Origin of the sequence: Clostridium grantii DSM 8605, assembly GCF_900129965.1 — a bacterium.
In the GTDB taxonomy this organism is placed as follows: Bacteria; Bacillota; Clostridia; order Clostridiales; family Clostridiaceae; genus Clostridium_AF; species Clostridium_AF grantii.
On the sequence record NZ_FQXM01000004.1, the window covers coordinates 1 to 15,531 of the forward strand.

Annotated in this window: 18 protein-coding genes; 2 read left to right on the forward strand and 16 right to left on the reverse strand. The window is 28.2% G+C overall.

Translation table 11 applies throughout. The features are described from left to right. Window positions 1–507: 507 nt before the first annotated feature. From BUB83_RS03540 to BUB83_RS03560, 5 genes are all read right to left on the reverse strand, one after another. A complete protein-coding gene (locus BUB83_RS03540) occupies window positions 508–1,653 on the reverse strand; it encodes an aminotransferase class V-fold PLP-dependent enzyme (protein ID WP_073337080.1) in 1,146 nt (381 codons plus the stop codon). A gap of 19 nt (window positions 1,654–1,672) precedes the next feature. Continuing rightward, complete coding sequence (locus BUB83_RS03545; RefSeq protein ID WP_073337081.1) at window positions 1,673–1,948, reverse strand: putative Se/S carrier protein; 276 nt, start codon at window positions 1,946–1,948, stop codon at window positions 1,673–1,675. An 18-nt stretch (window positions 1,949–1,966) separates the two neighbouring features. Continuing rightward, complete coding sequence (gene yedF / locus BUB83_RS03550) at window positions 1,967–2,344, reverse strand: sulfurtransferase-like selenium metabolism protein YedF (RefSeq protein WP_073337082.1); 378 nt, start codon at window positions 2,342–2,344, stop codon at window positions 1,967–1,969. A 36-nt stretch (window positions 2,345–2,380) separates the two neighbouring features. Beyond that, window positions 2,381–2,761, reverse strand: a complete 381-nt coding sequence (gene gloA / locus BUB83_RS03555) for a lactoylglutathione lyase (RefSeq protein ID WP_073337083.1) — start codon at window positions 2,759–2,761, stop codon at window positions 2,381–2,383. Between the two features lie 83 nt (window positions 2,762–2,844). Further along, window positions 2,845–3,699, reverse strand: coding sequence for an aldo/keto reductase (locus BUB83_RS03560; protein ID WP_073337084.1), 855 nt, complete (start codon window positions 3,697–3,699; stop codon window positions 2,845–2,847). Between the two features lie 174 nt (window positions 3,700–3,873). Here BUB83_RS03560 and BUB83_RS03565 point away from each other — a divergent pair, with 174 nt between their 5' ends. After that, window positions 3,874–4,716, forward strand: a complete 843-nt coding sequence (locus BUB83_RS03565) for a YitT family protein (protein ID WP_073337085.1) — start codon at window positions 3,874–3,876, stop codon at window positions 4,714–4,716. Window positions 4,717–4,748: 32 nt separating this feature from the next. Beyond that, window positions 4,749–5,432: a GntR family transcriptional regulator gene (locus tag BUB83_RS03570; protein WP_073337086.1), complete on the forward strand. Its 684-nt coding sequence runs from the start codon at window positions 4,749–4,751 to the stop codon at window positions 5,430–5,432. A gap of 85 nt (window positions 5,433–5,517) precedes the next feature. On the opposite strand, the gene lpdA is transcribed toward BUB83_RS03570, so the two are convergent. The 11 genes from lpdA to BUB83_RS03625 form a co-directional block, all read right to left on the reverse strand. Continuing rightward, window positions 5,518–7,215 carry a dihydrolipoyl dehydrogenase gene (gene lpdA / locus BUB83_RS03575; protein ID WP_073337087.1) on the reverse strand — a complete coding sequence of 566 codons (1,698 nt, stop codon included), beginning with the start codon at window positions 7,213–7,215 and terminating at the stop codon, window positions 5,518–5,520. Between the two features lie 58 nt (window positions 7,216–7,273). Then, entirely contained in the window at window positions 7,274–7,627 is a 354-nt protein-coding gene (locus BUB83_RS03580; RefSeq protein ID WP_073337088.1) for a carboxymuconolactone decarboxylase family protein, read from the reverse strand. A gap of 164 nt (window positions 7,628–7,791) precedes the next feature. Next, window positions 7,792–8,223 (reverse strand): MarR family winged helix-turn-helix transcriptional regulator, encoded by a 432-nt coding sequence (locus BUB83_RS03585; RefSeq protein WP_073337089.1) that lies wholly within the window; start codon window positions 8,221–8,223, stop codon window positions 7,792–7,794. A gap of 43 nt (window positions 8,224–8,266) precedes the next feature. Beyond that, on the reverse strand, window positions 8,267–9,520 hold the full coding sequence (locus tag BUB83_RS03590) for an EAL domain-containing protein (protein ID WP_073337090.1): 1,254 nt from the start codon (window positions 9,518–9,520) through the stop codon (window positions 8,267–8,269). 136 nt (window positions 9,521–9,656) lie between these two features. Then, entirely contained in the window at window positions 9,657–9,845 is a 189-nt protein-coding gene (locus BUB83_RS03595) for a response regulator (protein WP_084133387.1), read from the reverse strand. Window positions 9,846–9,947: 102 nt separating this feature from the next. Then, window positions 9,948–11,126, reverse strand: a complete 1,179-nt coding sequence (locus tag BUB83_RS03600) for a sensor histidine kinase (protein ID WP_242950624.1) — start codon at window positions 11,124–11,126, stop codon at window positions 9,948–9,950. A gap of 53 nt (window positions 11,127–11,179) precedes the next feature. Beyond that, a complete protein-coding gene (locus BUB83_RS03605; protein WP_073337091.1) occupies window positions 11,180–11,575 on the reverse strand; it encodes a HepT-like ribonuclease domain-containing protein in 396 nt (131 codons plus the stop codon). Further along, window positions 11,572–11,991 carry a type VII toxin-antitoxin system MntA family adenylyltransferase antitoxin gene (gene mntA / locus BUB83_RS03610; RefSeq protein ID WP_073337092.1) on the reverse strand — a complete coding sequence of 140 codons (420 nt, stop codon included), beginning with the start codon at window positions 11,989–11,991 and terminating at the stop codon, window positions 11,572–11,574. Before mntA ends, BUB83_RS03605 begins: the two co-directional genes overlap by 4 nt. 172 nt (window positions 11,992–12,163) lie before the next feature. Then, window positions 12,164–13,063: a sensor histidine kinase gene (locus BUB83_RS03615; RefSeq protein WP_073337093.1), complete on the reverse strand. Its 900-nt coding sequence runs from the start codon at window positions 13,061–13,063 to the stop codon at window positions 12,164–12,166. 56 nt (window positions 13,064–13,119) lie between these two features. Next, complete coding sequence (locus BUB83_RS03620; protein WP_073337094.1) at window positions 13,120–14,799, reverse strand: putative ABC transporter permease subunit; 1,680 nt, start codon at window positions 14,797–14,799, stop codon at window positions 13,120–13,122. Beyond that, window positions 14,796–15,521 carry an ABC transporter ATP-binding protein gene (locus BUB83_RS03625; protein ID WP_073337095.1) on the reverse strand — a complete coding sequence of 242 codons (726 nt, stop codon included), beginning with the start codon at window positions 15,519–15,521 and terminating at the stop codon, window positions 14,796–14,798. The genes BUB83_RS03620 and BUB83_RS03625 overlap by 4 nt, the downstream gene beginning before the upstream one ends. Window positions 15,522–15,531 lie beyond the last annotated feature (10 nt).

Sequence of the window (15,531 nt, forward strand, 5' to 3'; positions counted from 1 at the left end):
GATTATCACTTAGAAGATGGTCGCCATCGTTCTACTAAAATGTGGTATATCCGTACTTATGCAATCATGATGTGCCAGCACATTGATGCTTGGCAGAGCCATAATAATGATTCTTTAGATCTTAAAAAAATTATTTTTAACTAATCTATGGTTTTAAAGAATTTAAAAAAAATTCAACCTCGTAGGTTTATTTGCCATGCCCTTTTTTACAAATTGAATACTAAATTAAGCTACTTTTAGAACACAAATAGAATTCCCAGTTAATTTATTACTTTTTTTAATGTTATTTTCAATTTATTCCGAGAGTCTATAATACTCCCTAAATTTATTAATTTAAAAACCTGAGTAATTATATTATCTTATAACTTTGCAAATATTGCAATAATAACATTTATATTTTAAAGAGTTTATACTCTGTTTTTGCAATTTTTATAAATTTTTCCTTAATAAAAACCAGGTTGAATAAAAAAACCTGATTTTTATTATTATGCCTGTTATATAAAATACCTATAACTGTGCCCTATCTATTTCTTTAATAGCCTCTATAATTGTAATAACATCATTTTCATCATTAAAATAACCAAAACTAACCCTAACAACACCTATTTCTACTGTACCTATTGTTTCATGAGCTAATACAGCACAATGTAATCCTGATCGAGTATAAATATCATATTCATTATCAAGAATATAATTAGTTTCTGAAGAATCAAGACCCTTAATATTAAATGAAATAACTGCTGCTTGCTGATTTGAATCAACTACCCCATAAATTATTACATTTTCTATTTTTTTTAGTTCTTCTAACATTAGCTTAGTCAATTTTTGTTCATGTTTTTTTATTTTATCTATACTTGTATCAAGTATAAATTTAATACCTGCTCCCAAACCTACAATACCAGGAGTATTTAAAGTTCCACTTTCATAATAGTCAGGCATTATAAATGGTTGAGTTAATAATTCTGACTTACTACCTGTGCCACCTTCTTTAAGAGGTTTTAAATCAATGCCTTCTTTAATATATAAAACTCCAGTTCCTTGGGGACCCATTAATCCTTTATGGCCAGCTGTAGCAAGCAAGTCAATTCCCAACTTTACTACATCAATTTCATAAGAACCCGCAGTTTGTGATGCATCTACCATAAACATTATATTATGCTTCTTACATATTTTGCCCACTTCATCTATAGGTAAAAGTGTGCCCGTTACATTAGACGCATGAGTTATACATATTAGTTTAGTATTAGGACAGATTGTTTCTTCTAAAGCTCTTAAATTCAATCTTCCTTCATTATCACATTTGATAATTGTAGTATCAACCCCTATTTCTTTTAAATGATTTAATGGTCTTATTACAGAATTATGTTCCATGCTGGAAGTTATTACATGGTCTTGTGGCTTTAGCAATCCTTTAAAAGCTAAATTCAAAGCTTCAGTTGCATTACTAGTAAATATTATTCTCATAGGATCTTTAATATTAAATAGTTTAGAAATTAATTCCCTTGTTTGATAAATCTCTCTTGCCGATTGCAAAGCCATCTTATGACCTGCTCTTCCTGGATTACCACAATAATTCCTCATACATTTGTCTACTGCTTGATAAACTTGTTCGGGTTTTGGAAAGGAAGTAGCTGCATTGTCTAAATAAAGCATTTTTTTCTCCTTTATTTTTTCATTCATTAACTAATATGGATTTTATTTTTCTTTTTCCATCTATTTTTTTGTTACTAACACTATAAAGACCATAAGTAAATGTTAGTTTTTTTACATAGTCAATTATCTTTTCAATATCCAAAGAAAATATTTTGATGGACAATCCGCAACTTCGAGTAATTTCTCTTGGTGTTGGTATTATAGCAATTTCAAAATGTTTCATTATATTTTTTTCAGTTTGCATAGCATGATTGGTTGAATCAAAAGAAATCACATAAAATATTTCGCTATCCATTTTTTCACCTTCATCTTTTTATATCTTTATAGAATTCCTAGCTTTATTTAATTTTTCTACAATAGTATACATATTACTAACAGTTCCTGCCATCAATTTTTCCTTTAATTCATAAAAGTTCAAACAAGTACCACAAGATAAAATTTCTACTCCTTGGTCTTCTAAAGTTTTTAAACTTTCTAAAACCGGAGAATTTTCAGTAGCAAGAAATACTCCCTTATTTATAAATATAATTGTATTAGGTTTAGGGTCCACTTCTGTCAATGCATATATATATGACTTCATTAAAGTTTTACCTAACTCCATATCTCCTCCACCTAAAACATCATCTGTAATAGATATAACTAAATTATCACTTTCTATTATTGCTACTTCTTTTAATTTTTCTTCTTTCATCTTCTTTCCTTCTTTCTTTTAATCTTTTTTTATAAATTAAGCTCTTATAATTTCTACTTTGTAACCATCTGGATCTGTAACAAAATAATATTGTGGTGCTGATCCTGGAAGCCCTTTCAAATCAGTAACCTCATATCCCATATTTTTATGTGTTTCATGAGATTCTTCTAGATTCTCTACAGTTAATGCAAAATGACTAAATCCATTTCCTATTTCATAAGGCTTTTCTGGATTATAATTATAAGTAATTTCGATTTCAAAATTTCCTGCTTCATCGCTCAAATAAACTAAAGTGAATTTATGCTCTGGAAAATCCTTTCTACTTACTTCTTTTAAACTTAAAGCATTCATATAGAAATCTAAAGATTTTTCCAAATCCATAACTCTGATACATCCATGTACTATATTATATTTCATTTTACCTCTCCTTTTATAAATGGTAATATTCCCAACCTATTATACCATAAATTTCAATATTATATTATAACTTCTGCTCATTTCTATAAATCTTTCAATGGAAATAAAGGATGGATTTTTTTTGCCATTTTCTCAAGTTTATCTATTTCTTCAAAGGTAATAGGTTTGAATTTATTAGTAGCTTCTATTGCCCATCTTAAATGTTCTATATCTCCGGGAGGAATTGCTGCTGTGATTGATTTAGAAAGAGTATATCTATAAGCTAACATGGCTAATTCTTTATCATCAATAGCTTCATACCACCCCTTTGGATATTTATTTACTATATCTTTTGATAAGCTTGTTTTAGCCATAGCTTTTAAAGCTAATATACCCATTCCTTTTTCTTCAGCTTTTTTTATAACTTTCGCTCCAAAACCACCATTCAAAATATTAACCCAGTTTATAGGAAATAGAATTGAATCAAAATCGAATCTATCTAATAAAGCCATTGCTGCTTCTTCCGTGTGTGCCGAAAAACCAATATGCTTTATAATTCCATCACGCTTAGCCTTTAAAAAGGTTTCCATTGCCCCATCTGCTGCAAAAACTTGTTCTACATCCTCCAAGGTTGTCATAGCATGAAGTTGATACAAATCAAAATGATTGGTATTTAATTTTTTCAAAGATTGGTGTAATAATTCTTCCGCTCCTTTTTTTGTTCTATCCACAGTTTTGCATGCTAAAAATATATTATTTCTTTTTCCTTTTAATGCAGGGCCTAATCTATCTTCTGCATCATTGTATGTAGGAGCTACATCAAAATAATTTATTCCTGCATCTATTGCCTCAGCCACATAACTGTTTGCATCCTTTTGATTTTCTAGAGAAGTTACAATACCCCCAAATCCAACAATTGATAATTGTTCCCCAGTTTTGCCTAAAGTACGTTTTTCCATTATATCACCCTTTATTTAAATTATTTTAAATCTTAATATTTATATTATAAAGCATTTTTTAATTTTTGCACTATATACCTCAGCATTTACTTTACAAGAGAAAAGAAAGAAGCTATAATTAAATAAATCAATATTGTACTACAATCTTGTACATTAATTCATGAGGAGAGCATTATGAAAAAGTTATTTAAGGAATATTTTATTATTTTTATTGGATTACTATTAGTTGCACTTGAAATTACCTATATAATGATACCAAATAATATTGTATCAGGTGGAATAGGAGGACTAGCCATAGTTATAAATCATTTCTTTACCAATATTTCTGTAGGATTCATTATGTTAATATTAAATATTATATTATTTATAATTGCTTTTGTTTTCTTAGGAGGAGAATTTGGAGTAAAAACTATAATATGTAGTTTATCCTTGTCAAGCATGGTTTGGGTTCTCCAAAAGTTTTTCCCTATACATAAGAGTTTATCAGATGACTTATTAGCTCAACTTATACTTGCTTCTATTATGGCTTCTCTTGGCCTAGCATTAGTATTTTATGAAAATGCATCTACAGGAGGCACAGATATTATAGCTAAAATTTTAAATAAATTCTTTCGATTGAGTATTGGAAAAGCTGTATTAATTTCTGATCTATTAATAGTTTTATCCTCTGTTTTTGTTTTTGGCTTTAAAGTAGGTATTTACGGCTTTTTAGGACTATTACTAAACGGATTACTTATTGATTATATTATTCTAAACATTAATTCCACTCAAGAAATTATTATTATAAGTAATAAAAGCAAAAAAATTATGAACTTTATTCATAAAGAGTTTAATCAAAGCGCTACTATTTATCAAGCTTTTGATGCTAATTCTAATGAAAAAAGAGATGTTATTCGAATTATTTTAATGAAAAAAGGTTATTTAAAACTTAAAAAATATGTAAATCAGATTGATAATATGGCCTATATAACTTCTCACAGTATAGAAGAAATACAAGGATTCAGGTTTATGGTATAATAATGTAAAACCCTACTAAAGGAGCTTATATTATGGCTAACAAAATAACTGTACCTATAGAACATACTATTTATGAGACTTTAAAAAGCGCTATTCTTCAAAATAAACTAGCTACGGGAACTCAATTAATAGAAGCTACTATTTGCAAAAAATTTGAAGCTAGTAGGACCCCTGTCCGTAATGCTTTAAAAAAACTTTCTGAAGATAATCTAGTGGACATTATCGCAAATAAAGGTGCTTTTGTAATTCAACCTTCCAGTGAAGATATTATTAAAGCTTATGAACTTCGTGAGGAATTTGAAATAATCTCCTTAAAACTATGTATTCATAAAATTGATGAAGAAGATATCAACGAACTACACTCAATAATAAAAGAAGAATATGATGCTATAAACAATGGGGATATAGACTCTTATCTTAGCTTGAACAAGAAATTTCATGTATCAATTTCTAAGAAAACAGGAAATAAGTTTCTTGTTGAATTTACCGAGAGTATTATAGATAGACTTAATATATACCTGCAGATTTACGACACAATTTTAAATGTAAATTTAAATGACGTAAGCCATATAAATGATCATGAGGTAATAGTAGACCTACTGAGCAAAAAAGATTTGATTCAATTAAAGTCAGTAGCAAGAAATCATATAATTAGCAGTCTTAAAGACCTAGAATTAGATAAAATTGAGTATACTTCTTTAGACGATTTATTTTGAGAATAGATAATATATTATTTGTGAAATTCATACTAAGTTGAATAGGGCTGGCATGGAAACCAGCCCCTACAAATTTACCGCTTTATTAAGCAAAATGTATTGCTCCTGTTTTTAATTGAAGTGCTGCTTCATGTAATGCTTCTGCTGTAGTTGGGTGAGCATGAATTGTTGAAATTATAGCTTCAGCAGTCAGATTATTTTGTATAGCTAAAGTTATTTCACTAATTAAGTCAGTAGCATGTGGACCTATTATTGCCCCACCAATTAATTTATCTGTGCTGTTATCCATTATTAGTTTTACAAAACCCGTTTTTTCCCCTAGAGTAAGTGCTTTTCCATTAGCAGCAAAAGGGAACATACCGATTTTAATATCCATATTATCTTTAGCTGCTTGTTTTTCTGTTACCCCTACCATAGCTATTTCAGGTGAGGTAAATATAGCACTTGGTACAGTATCGTAGCTTATTTTTTCTTCTTCTCCTAAAATATTTTTCACAGCTGTAATCCCTTGATGTGAAGCTACATGAGCTAGTTGAATAATATTAGTTACATCTCCGATGGCATAAACATTTTCTACAGAAGTTTCCATCTTTTCATTAACCTTAATTCCCTTTGTTTTATCACTAATCTCTACCCCAATTTTTTCTATGCCTACTCCTTCAAAGTATGGTTTTCTTCCAACTGACATCAATACTTTATCTGTGGCCATACAAGAATCACTTCCTTCTTTTGAAAAACACACTATACTTTGACCATCTTCGCTGTCTAATATTTTTTCTACTTTGCATCCAGTAAACAATTTTATTCCTGCTTTTTTAGCACTATTAGTAATCACTTCACACAAATCCTTATCTAAACAAGTGAGTATCGATTCGAAGTATTCAATAACAGTTACCTCAACCCCTAAACTAGCAAAAATAAATGCAAATTCCATTCCTATGATGCCACCACCAATAATAACCATTCTTTTTGGTAATTCTTTTATATCTAAAACTTCTTTGCTTGTTAAAATATTTTTAGACTCACATCCCTGAATATTTAATATAGAAGTTTCTGAACCTGTGGCAATAATAATATCTTTTGTTTTTATCGTTGATTCTAATCTTTTTGATTTTACTAGCACCGTAGTTTTATCAGTAATTTCGGCTTTTCCCTTGATTATTTTCACATTATGTTTATTTAATAAATATTCTATTCCTTGAACTAGTTCTTCTACCACACTGTTTTTACGGGAAATCATTTTTTTTATATCTACTTCAACATTATTAGTAATAACGCCAAAAGATTCTGCTTCTTTACAATTTTTATAAACTTCTGCTGAGCGAACCAATGCCTTTGTGGGTATACATCCCCAATTGAGACATGTACCACCTAATTTTTCATTTTCTATAAGAATAACTTTTGCACCCATTTTTGCAGCTTGAATAGCTGCTACGTATCCACCAGGGCCCGCTCCAATAATAGTGATTTCTGTATCCAATTCTTCTTTTTCTGCTTTTAGGATTCCTGAAAAATAACTATTGGGTGATTTTTTAGCTTGATCCTTTTCTCCATCCATAGTACCCAACAGTTGCCCTACTTTAATAGAATCTCCTTCTTCCACTACTAAAGAAGTAATAGTTCCCTTTGAAGTTGCTTTTAGATCTGTACTTCCCTTGCTTGCTTCTATGGTCATTATTACTTCTCCTATTGAAACTTGGTCTCCTATAATTTTATTAATTTTTCCTATGATTCCTTCTTTTGCTCCTGATATGGTAGTAGTTAATTTTAAATCTATATTCATATTGTATCCTCCCACAAATAGAAAATTGGAGCAGATATAATCTGCCCCTTAGTTTGTCTTATTTAAAATCCTTTTCAAATTCGTCAATAGATTCTTTAAGTAAGGTAACACTATATGCCATTGATGGTCCTCCACCAAAAGCAACTGCAACCATTGCTGCTTCTAATATTTCTTCTCTAGTAGCACCTGCTTCAAGAGATTTATACACATGGAAAACAATACAATATTCGCATCTATTATAAGCCCCAATTGCTACACTCATAAGTTCTTTAGTTTTTACATCTAAAGCCCCTTCAGTATATGTAGTTCCTAATAAATTCATAAATGCTCCAACGTGATCTGGATTTGTTTGTCCTAATCCTTCAAGCCCACCCATAAAATCATTTAACATTTTTCTTGGTTCGTATGACATAAAAATACCTCCTTAAAATATATTCATTAATTTTTTATTGCTATGCTAATTATTATTATAGCAACCTTTCCTTATATAATCAATATGTTTGTGAAATTTTTATTTTTTTATACAAAAAAGGAAAGTCTTTTTAAATGACTTTCCTTTAACTTCAAAATTATATTTTATAAATTTTCTGATACATTTTGTCCCATAGTTTCTAAAACTTTTAAAAATACTTTTAATTCTTCTTCTGTAATATTTTTGGTGATAGTTTCACTGAAAGCAATGCCTTCTGGTAGAAGTTTTTCCCTCATTTTCTTGCCTTCTTCTGTTAGTTCAAGTTTAATGGTTCTTCTATCCTTACTATTTTTTTCACGTTCAACAAATCCATTAGCTTCTAATCTATCAATTAACCTTGCCATAGTGGAAGGTTTTATTTCCATTAATTGACATAACTCAATTTGACTTATACCTTCATACTTTCCTAGGTAAAACAAGGCAGTCCACTGTACACGAGTACTTCCTTTAGCTACTAATTTATCGTTAAAAACTTCATTTAAATTTTTTGTTGTTTTATTGGTAATAAAAGCTAAACAATTCTCTAAATCAAACATAATCTTCTCACCTTTTGTTTTATATTAATTACATTTAATTATATCAATGATTATTATTTTCTTCAACATTAAAATCCACACATAAAATATAGTCTATTTCATTCTCAGCAGTTAAGATTTTTGAAAATGTAGTACAAAGTTTTCCAGTTGCGATAGAAAGGTAAGGTTCAGATTGATAAACCCCATTATTATCTATAGTACTATAATAATAATGTTTTGTAGAATTATCTGCTCCTTTTTTAGCGGGATTAAATATAGGATGTTTAAGATTCTTCATTTTATCATTTATACCTATGGTTTTGCTTATTTGAATGCCGTTTTTATCAATAATATAACTGCATTGAATGCATTGCGATTTATTAACAATAGAAACTAGTTCATTTTCAAAATAATCTTCTGAGATTTTTACTAGTTTTTCACTAATATCATCAAAAATAATTAGATATTCTTTATTTCTGGTATGAATATTATTTAAGTGCTTCATATTATATTTTCTAAAAGAAGTTCTTAATTTCTTCACTTTTTCTTTTATGCTTATTTCAACCAGTGGGTTGATTAAATCTGGTCTTGAAAAATAAAACCCTTGAATTATATTTCCACCTATTTGCAAAGTTTTTAATGCCTCAGCTTCACTTTCTACACCTTCTATAATAACAATAGCGCCTATTTTATTAGAAAGATTTATAAGTGATTTTACCACCTCTTGATTATAATAGTTCATATGAATATTACGAATTAAGGACATATCAATTTTAATAATATCCGGCGAAGTAACAGATAATCTATTTAAATTTGAAAATCCTGACCCAATGTCATCAAGAGCTATTAAAAATCCATACTCCCGATATTTTTTTATAAACTTCTCAAGGATATTTAAATCATCACATTGAGATTCATTAATTTCTATAACTATATTGGATGGGTCTATATTATTTTTTCTCACACTCTCGTACAAATAGTTTGAACCTACTACTTCTTCTAAAATAGATGTATCCAAGTTAATAAAAAGCAATAAGTCTTTGTTTTTTTCATAGTGATATGAAAACGTCTTTAAAGCTATTTCCCTGCAGACTCTATCCAATTCTAATGAAAGGTTTTCTTTTTTAGCTTCATCAAAAAGTAAAAGAGGTGGTATCTCTTCCCCAGTTACTTCATGAAGCCCTCTCGCTAACGCTTCAAAACCCATTACTGAATTGCTTGAAACGGAAATAATTGGTTGGAATAAGGTTTTTATTAATTTCTTGGATACCAAAGTTTTTATATCAAAGGTATTTTCCTTTGTTGGTGTATTTTTCATATTGTTCTCCTAAGTATGCTTAAGTAATTTTTATCATAAAATCCACACTAAAATTTGTTTAATGATAAATTTAATATATATACCAATGTGCTCTTATCATTTTAACACAAAAATATTGTTATTTATAATAATTTATTTAATTAACATCACAATAAAAGGAAATAACCCCTTTTAAGGGTTTATTATTCTTACAAAATTCTATAGCATCTTGTCCATTTTTTGCTGTGCCAATAACCTGCATGTTATCTTCTAAATCAATAATAGTTTTAAGTCCATCTCTCATTAAAGTTTGATCATCCACTATTAATACTTTAATGTTATCCATAAAAAAACCCCCTTTTATGGCTTCGCCATATTATAGGCCGGTAGCCTATGGTGGCAGACAATCTGCCATGGTATGGCTTTTGCCATATGGTAGCCCTTTGGGCTATTGCGGTAAAGTGATATAGATCCCAAAGCCTTCTCCCTCTTTGGAATCCACTTGAAACTCACCATTTATCTCTATTACTCTGTTTTTCATTGCTCTTAGCCCAAAACCTGGAGAAATCACAGGAGAACCCGTTCCATTATCCTCAAGGGAAAAACAAATTTGGGTCTCTTCCCTATATAATTTAAATAAAAAAGCAGTACTATTCCCATGGCGGATTCCATTAGATAATCCCTCCATAAGAGAAGAAAAAATTACGGTCTCAGCTTTTTTATAAATTTGCATACTATTATCTATTTGAGTTTTGATAATAATGTCCGAATTTTTTTCTGTACTTTCAATAAAAGCTTCTAAAGATTCAAAGAAATCTAAAGCATCTTCTCCTTTTTCAATAACTCTCACAGAACTTCTTATTTCGTTTAATCCTTTTCTAACCTGACCTTGAGCTAAATTTAATTTTTCTATAGCTTTATCCATATTTTTATTCATTAATCTTTTAGATGCTTCTAATTCAACAAGCACTGTGGTCAAAGTATGTCCCACAGTATCATGAATTTCCGCTGCTATTTTATTTCTTTCTTTAAGTGCAGTTACAACTTCAACTTTACTATAAGCTTCTTTTAAGTTTTTATACATATTCTCTTTTTCTAAATTCTTAATAGTTATATCTTTTAAAGCTCTATCTATTATTTCATTTTGTTTGAATAGATATTTTATTAGAAAGAATATAATATAGATGATTGTATAAAGTAAACATAGTAGAAGCATTGTTATTACTAGAAAAGGCATGTTCTCATTTAGCTTTATATATAAAATAATACAAGATATAATATATACATTAAAGGTTACCAATAAAGATGCTTTCTTATTTAAATTTAAAGCTACATCTTCAACTATTAAACATAGCACTATAAATGATAAAAAATATACGTCATAATATTGTAAATAGAAAGTTATTAGTATTTCTAATACATAAGTTAATATAACACAAAAACTAAAACTAGCTCTTTTATCGTTATAAGCAAAATAAGTTTTAACTGTATATAAAGATAAAATAATTAGATATAAAAAGATTATAATGGTTGATTTATTAATATTTGATATGGCCGTAGCTATCATAATTATTGTAAGAAAAAAATAGTTGATTATTAAAATCGAATTTCTAATTTTATTTTCCATAATCCGTCCTTAAGTACTGAATATTTAAATAATATATGCCTTAGCTATTTTAACTATATCTCCAAGTTACTATTATACTTTAAAATGTGTGCTATAAGTTCTTCATGTTTAGGTTCCTTATATCTATGAGAAATCCTATTTCTAATAAGTCTCGATTTTTCAAGAAAAATATATGTTTCTTCTTCTATAATTCCGCTTTCTTTTAGTATATCTAAGCTATCATGTAGCGTTATTCCTATCCTATACTTCTTTATCTCTTTAAGCAATATAGAACAAAAATCCTCTAATATAGTATGAAAGCTACCAAATAATTGTCTTAAACTTGATTTTGATAATTTAATAATTAACTTATCATCTTTTCTATTCTCTAATATTTCAACGCACTCATTTATATCCTCGATACATTCTTGCATATCTTCAATTATTTTCATAAGTCTTTCTTGATTCATGATAGAACATCCACCTTTCTAAAATGTATAAAGTTCTCATTTTCTTTATATGTCTTATCAGTTTCATTATATAATACATCTAAAGATTCTCTATTATCTTTAGTATAAAGAACCTTCCCTTTATTCAAAATGTTTATCTTTAGAAATAAATCTAGCCCTTCACTTCTCAAATCTAAAACATCTATCTCTCTATTCAAAAGATTCTGCAAGAATAATTCTATATCTAAAATATTATCCAGTTCAATTTCATCATGGGATAATATGGCTATATCAACATCTGACTCTACATTAAATTCATTGCTTATTATACTTCCGAAGATAATCATGGTAGTTATATTGTATTTATTTGCAAAATCCATTACCTCTTTAGATTCTAATCTTTCTATTATTTCCTCTCTATCTAAAACTTTTTCCATTTACTAATCACCTACTCTATAAATTAATTTAGCAAATAAAAAACAAGTCCAAATTATACTACATAATGACTTGTTTTTTAATTTCTTATATACTAATTATACCCATATTCAATTATTGTATCAATAACTATCTATCAATCTAAAAAATAATTAGCAAATCATAACTAAACTTTTAAATGCACCAATAAATTATTATACTTAGCTTCCCATCTTTCAAATTCGCCTCTACTTTGTTTCCCAGCTTTTCAACTAATGTTTTTACAATATATAATCCAAGTCCTGTGTTTTCATCATTTCTCGTAGGATTTTTAGTATAAAAGCTATTAAATATCAGTTCAATATCTTCCTCATTTAAATTTGAAGTAGCATTAGTAAATTGAGAAATAATAGTATTTCCATCCTTTTTAAGCTCTATATAAACTTCTTGTTCACCATGCTTTATTATATTATTTAGTAGATTTGAAAATATTCTCGAAACTGAACTTTCATCACTTATTATATTAGGCAAATCTTCCTCAATATAAATATTAGGCTCTATTCCCTTTTCCTTAAATTCATTAAAAAAAGAAACTAAGTTTTCCGAAAGTAAGGTTGTTAAATTCAAAGACTTTAAATTTAATTTATTTTCATTTGATTGAATCCTAGATAAATCATAAAAACTATTTATTAAATTTTGTAGAACTTTAGTTCTTTTAGTTATAATATCGAAATATTCTTTCTTTTCTTCACCTGATAAATCTTCTTCTCTTAAAAGTTCTAAGTAGCCCATTATAGAGGTTAATGGAGTTCTTAAATCATGTGATATATTTGCTATTCTACCTCTTAATTCCTTCTCATCATTTATAATTTTTATATTCTTTATATTACACAAATCATATGACTTATTAATTTGTAAAGCTAAATCATCCAAGGTCTTATCCAAAGAGCTAACTTTAATACTAGTAAAGTCTCCCTTACTACTTTTTATTTGGCTGGTTATATATTTAATATCCTTCTTCAACAACCTAATATAGGTGAGCAAAACAATAATACCTATTATTAATAATACTACTACTAAAACAAACCAAAGCATTTTACTCACCCCATTTACAAATAAATTTCTAATACAAAATCACTGAATTTCTAAAATTACTCAATATCAACAAATTTTTCAGCAAAAATATTATTTATTATGAACAGCAATAATATTGTAACAGCAGTAAAAATCACTGTAAGAATACTATAAATTAATAAGAAAGAATTAAATATCTTCCACATAAAAAACACTAGTAAACCTAAAATCACAATATAAGCAATCCCTATTAACATAGAAAAAAGTACATTCATATTTTGTTTCACTGCCTTTTGAGGATTATCCCACTTTAATACTGGTCGCAATAAGTCGATAAGTAATCCTACTAAAAAAATTGGCAAGCTACCTAATATTCCGAAAAACAAACTTATGAAAATCGTATCTACTCTTAATGAAATTAAAAAGCTCATTCCAATTATTGAAAAAAGAATTCCTACTACTTGAAGAACTGAACTAGTTAAAATTCGTCCTTTAATTTGATCCATAGGTTTTACTGGAGCCAATCTACTAATCCAAAAGTTTTTACCTTCTCTTGAGAATGTGGTGGAGGCTGTTGGGTTAGTTGCCGCTATAAATATAAAAAATCCAATTACCACAAGGTTTATAATACCATAAGATTCTTTATAAACTTTAGTAATCCCTTCAACTGCCATATCACCCGAAAGAATAGGCATTACAATTAATATAACTGGCATTAAAATTACCATAGCTACACAGTTAAGTATATATGGTGGAGTTCTCAGTATAAGTTTCATATCTAACATAAAAACTGCTATACTAGGATGAGATTTTTTTCTCAATTTATCTTTCAAGTCACTAGAAGATAATTTTTTAGCTCCACTAGTTCTCTCCTGTCCCCCTAGAATTCCTGCTAAATATATTTTTTCACCTAAAATAATAGTTGCCCATAGAAATATTAAAGAGATTAGCACCCCAACTATGAAATAAATCATACTTGAAACACTTTTTATTACTAAAGCTTTTGTAACAATTATACTTAATGGAAATGCTTTGCCTACCATATTAACCAAATTCATATTATCCTGAAACATTTGGGCTAAATACTGTTGTTCTTCTCCAACGGGGATATTATTTGCACCTTTTGATATAAACATTTGCACCACTAAGATTATAGCTAACAAACCAAACATAGATATTGTTCTAATTAAATCTTTCTTACCTTTAATATTTGTTGTTTTCATTAATAACATTATTAAAATAGTTGAAATACTTAATGGAGCTATAGGTAGTAAAATTAAGAAAATTATAGAATATACTATAAAAACTAACCCTTTTCCTTCATTTGTAGCAAAAGTAACTAATATAGGTATAATAAAAGGCAGCACATATAGGTATTGAGTAATTACCATTCCTATAAATTTAGATAATATTATATTCTTAGGTTTTATAGGCAAAGGAAGTAATACATTTATATCTGTTGAAAAATAATAAACTGACATAGCTTGTATTATACTAAAAACTAAAATCATTAAGGAAGTTGCACTAAAAGCTAGTGTAATCATGGAATTAGTTTGATTTATCATTTTAAGACCTAAATACATAGTGTCTATTAAAGCTAAATATAACATATATGCAGGAATTAAACTTCCAATAAGAACGATAAACAATATTGGTTTCCACAAATCTTTCTTTTGTTTAAACATTTTATATTTCATATCAGAAAATCCAAAAGTTGAATTTAAATGAATTTTAGTTAATGACATTAATTCCTTCATGATTCCGTCAACTCCAAGAATATATTTTCTAAGGATTGCTCATTTCCATATAAATCCCTAATTTCATCCATAGTACCAACAGCTATAATTTTACCTTTGTTTATTATAGCTATTCTATCACAAATCTTTTCTGCCACTTCTAATACATGAGTTGAAAAGAAAACACTTTTACCTTCATTACAATGCTCTCTCATAATCTCTTTTAATTGAAAAGAAGATTTAGGGTCCAATCCAACCATAGGTTCATCTAGTATAAATACATCTGGTTCATGTATGAGTGCCCCAATTAAAACAATCTTTTGCTGCATTCCGTGAGAATAGCTACCTATAGGATCATTTACTACCTCTTTTAATCCAAAAATCTCTAAATATTTATTAATTCTTTCAAGCTTTTGATTCCCATCAACGCCATAAACATCAGCTATAAAATTTAGATATTCAATTCCTTTAATTCGCTCATATACCTCTGGATTATCTGGCACATAACTTATCTGTTTTTTTGCTTTGATAATCTCTTTTTGATTATCAATATTGTTTATTAGAATTTTACCTTCATCAGGTTTAAGTAATCCCACAATCATTTTAATTGTGGTGGTTTTTCCTGCTCCATTAGGTCCTAAAAATCCAAAGATTTCTCCTGGTTTCACATGAAAATTTACATTATCAACTGCTTTAATTTTCCCTTTATTATAGGATTTACTTAAATTTTCAATTTTTAACATGAAATCACCT

Coding starts and splice junctions, on each gene's coding strand:
- BUB83_RS03590 (WP_073337090.1), bottom strand. CDS start 9,520: ATGAAAAATACACCAACAAAGGAAAATACCTTTGATATAAAAACTTTG.
- yedF (WP_073337082.1), bottom strand. CDS start 2,344: ATGAAAGAAGAAAAATTAAAAGAAGTAGCAATAATAGAAAGTGATAAT.
- BUB83_RS03605 (WP_073337091.1), bottom strand. CDS start 11,575: ATGAATCAAGAAAGACTTATGAAAATAATTGAAGATATGCAAGAATGT.
- BUB83_RS03600 (WP_242950624.1), bottom strand. CDS start 11,126: ATGGAAAATAAAATTAGAAATTCGATTTTAATAATCAACTATTTTTTT.
- lpdA (WP_073337087.1), bottom strand. CDS start 7,215: ATGAATATAGATTTAAAATTAACTACTACCATATCAGGAGCAAAAGAA.
- BUB83_RS03620 (WP_073337094.1), bottom strand. CDS start 14,799: ATGAAGGAATTAATGTCATTAACTAAAATTCATTTAAATTCAACTTTT.
- gloA (WP_073337083.1), bottom strand. CDS start 2,761: ATGAAATATAATATAGTACATGGATGTATCAGAGTTATGGATTTGGAA.
- BUB83_RS03565 (WP_073337085.1), top strand. CDS start 3,874: ATGAAAAAGTTATTTAAGGAATATTTTATTATTTTTATTGGATTACTA.
- BUB83_RS03625 (WP_073337095.1), bottom strand. CDS start 15,521: ATGTTAAAAATTGAAAATTTAAGTAAATCCTATAATAAAGGGAAAATT.
- BUB83_RS03580 (WP_073337088.1), bottom strand. CDS start 7,627: ATGTCATACGAACCAAGAAAAATGTTAAATGATTTTATGGGTGGGCTT.
- BUB83_RS03545 (WP_073337081.1), bottom strand. CDS start 1,948: ATGGATAGCGAAATATTTTATGTGATTTCTTTTGATTCAACCAATCAT.
- BUB83_RS03540 (WP_073337080.1), bottom strand. CDS start 1,653: ATGCTTTATTTAGACAATGCAGCTACTTCCTTTCCAAAACCCGAACAA.
- BUB83_RS03560 (WP_073337084.1), bottom strand. CDS start 3,699: ATGGAAAAACGTACTTTAGGCAAAACTGGGGAACAATTATCAATTGTT.
- BUB83_RS03595 (WP_084133387.1), bottom strand. CDS start 9,845: ATGGATAACATTAAAGTATTAATAGTGGATGATCAAACTTTAATGAGA.
- mntA (WP_073337092.1), bottom strand. CDS start 11,991: ATGGAAAAAGTTTTAGATAGAGAGGAAATAATAGAAAGATTAGAATCT.
- BUB83_RS03585 (WP_073337089.1), bottom strand. CDS start 8,223: ATGTTTGATTTAGAGAATTGTTTAGCTTTTATTACCAATAAAACAACA.
- BUB83_RS03615 (WP_073337093.1), bottom strand. CDS start 13,063: ATGCTTTGGTTTGTTTTAGTAGTAGTATTATTAATAATAGGTATTATT.
- BUB83_RS03570 (WP_073337086.1), top strand. CDS start 4,749: ATGGCTAACAAAATAACTGTACCTATAGAACATACTATTTATGAGACT.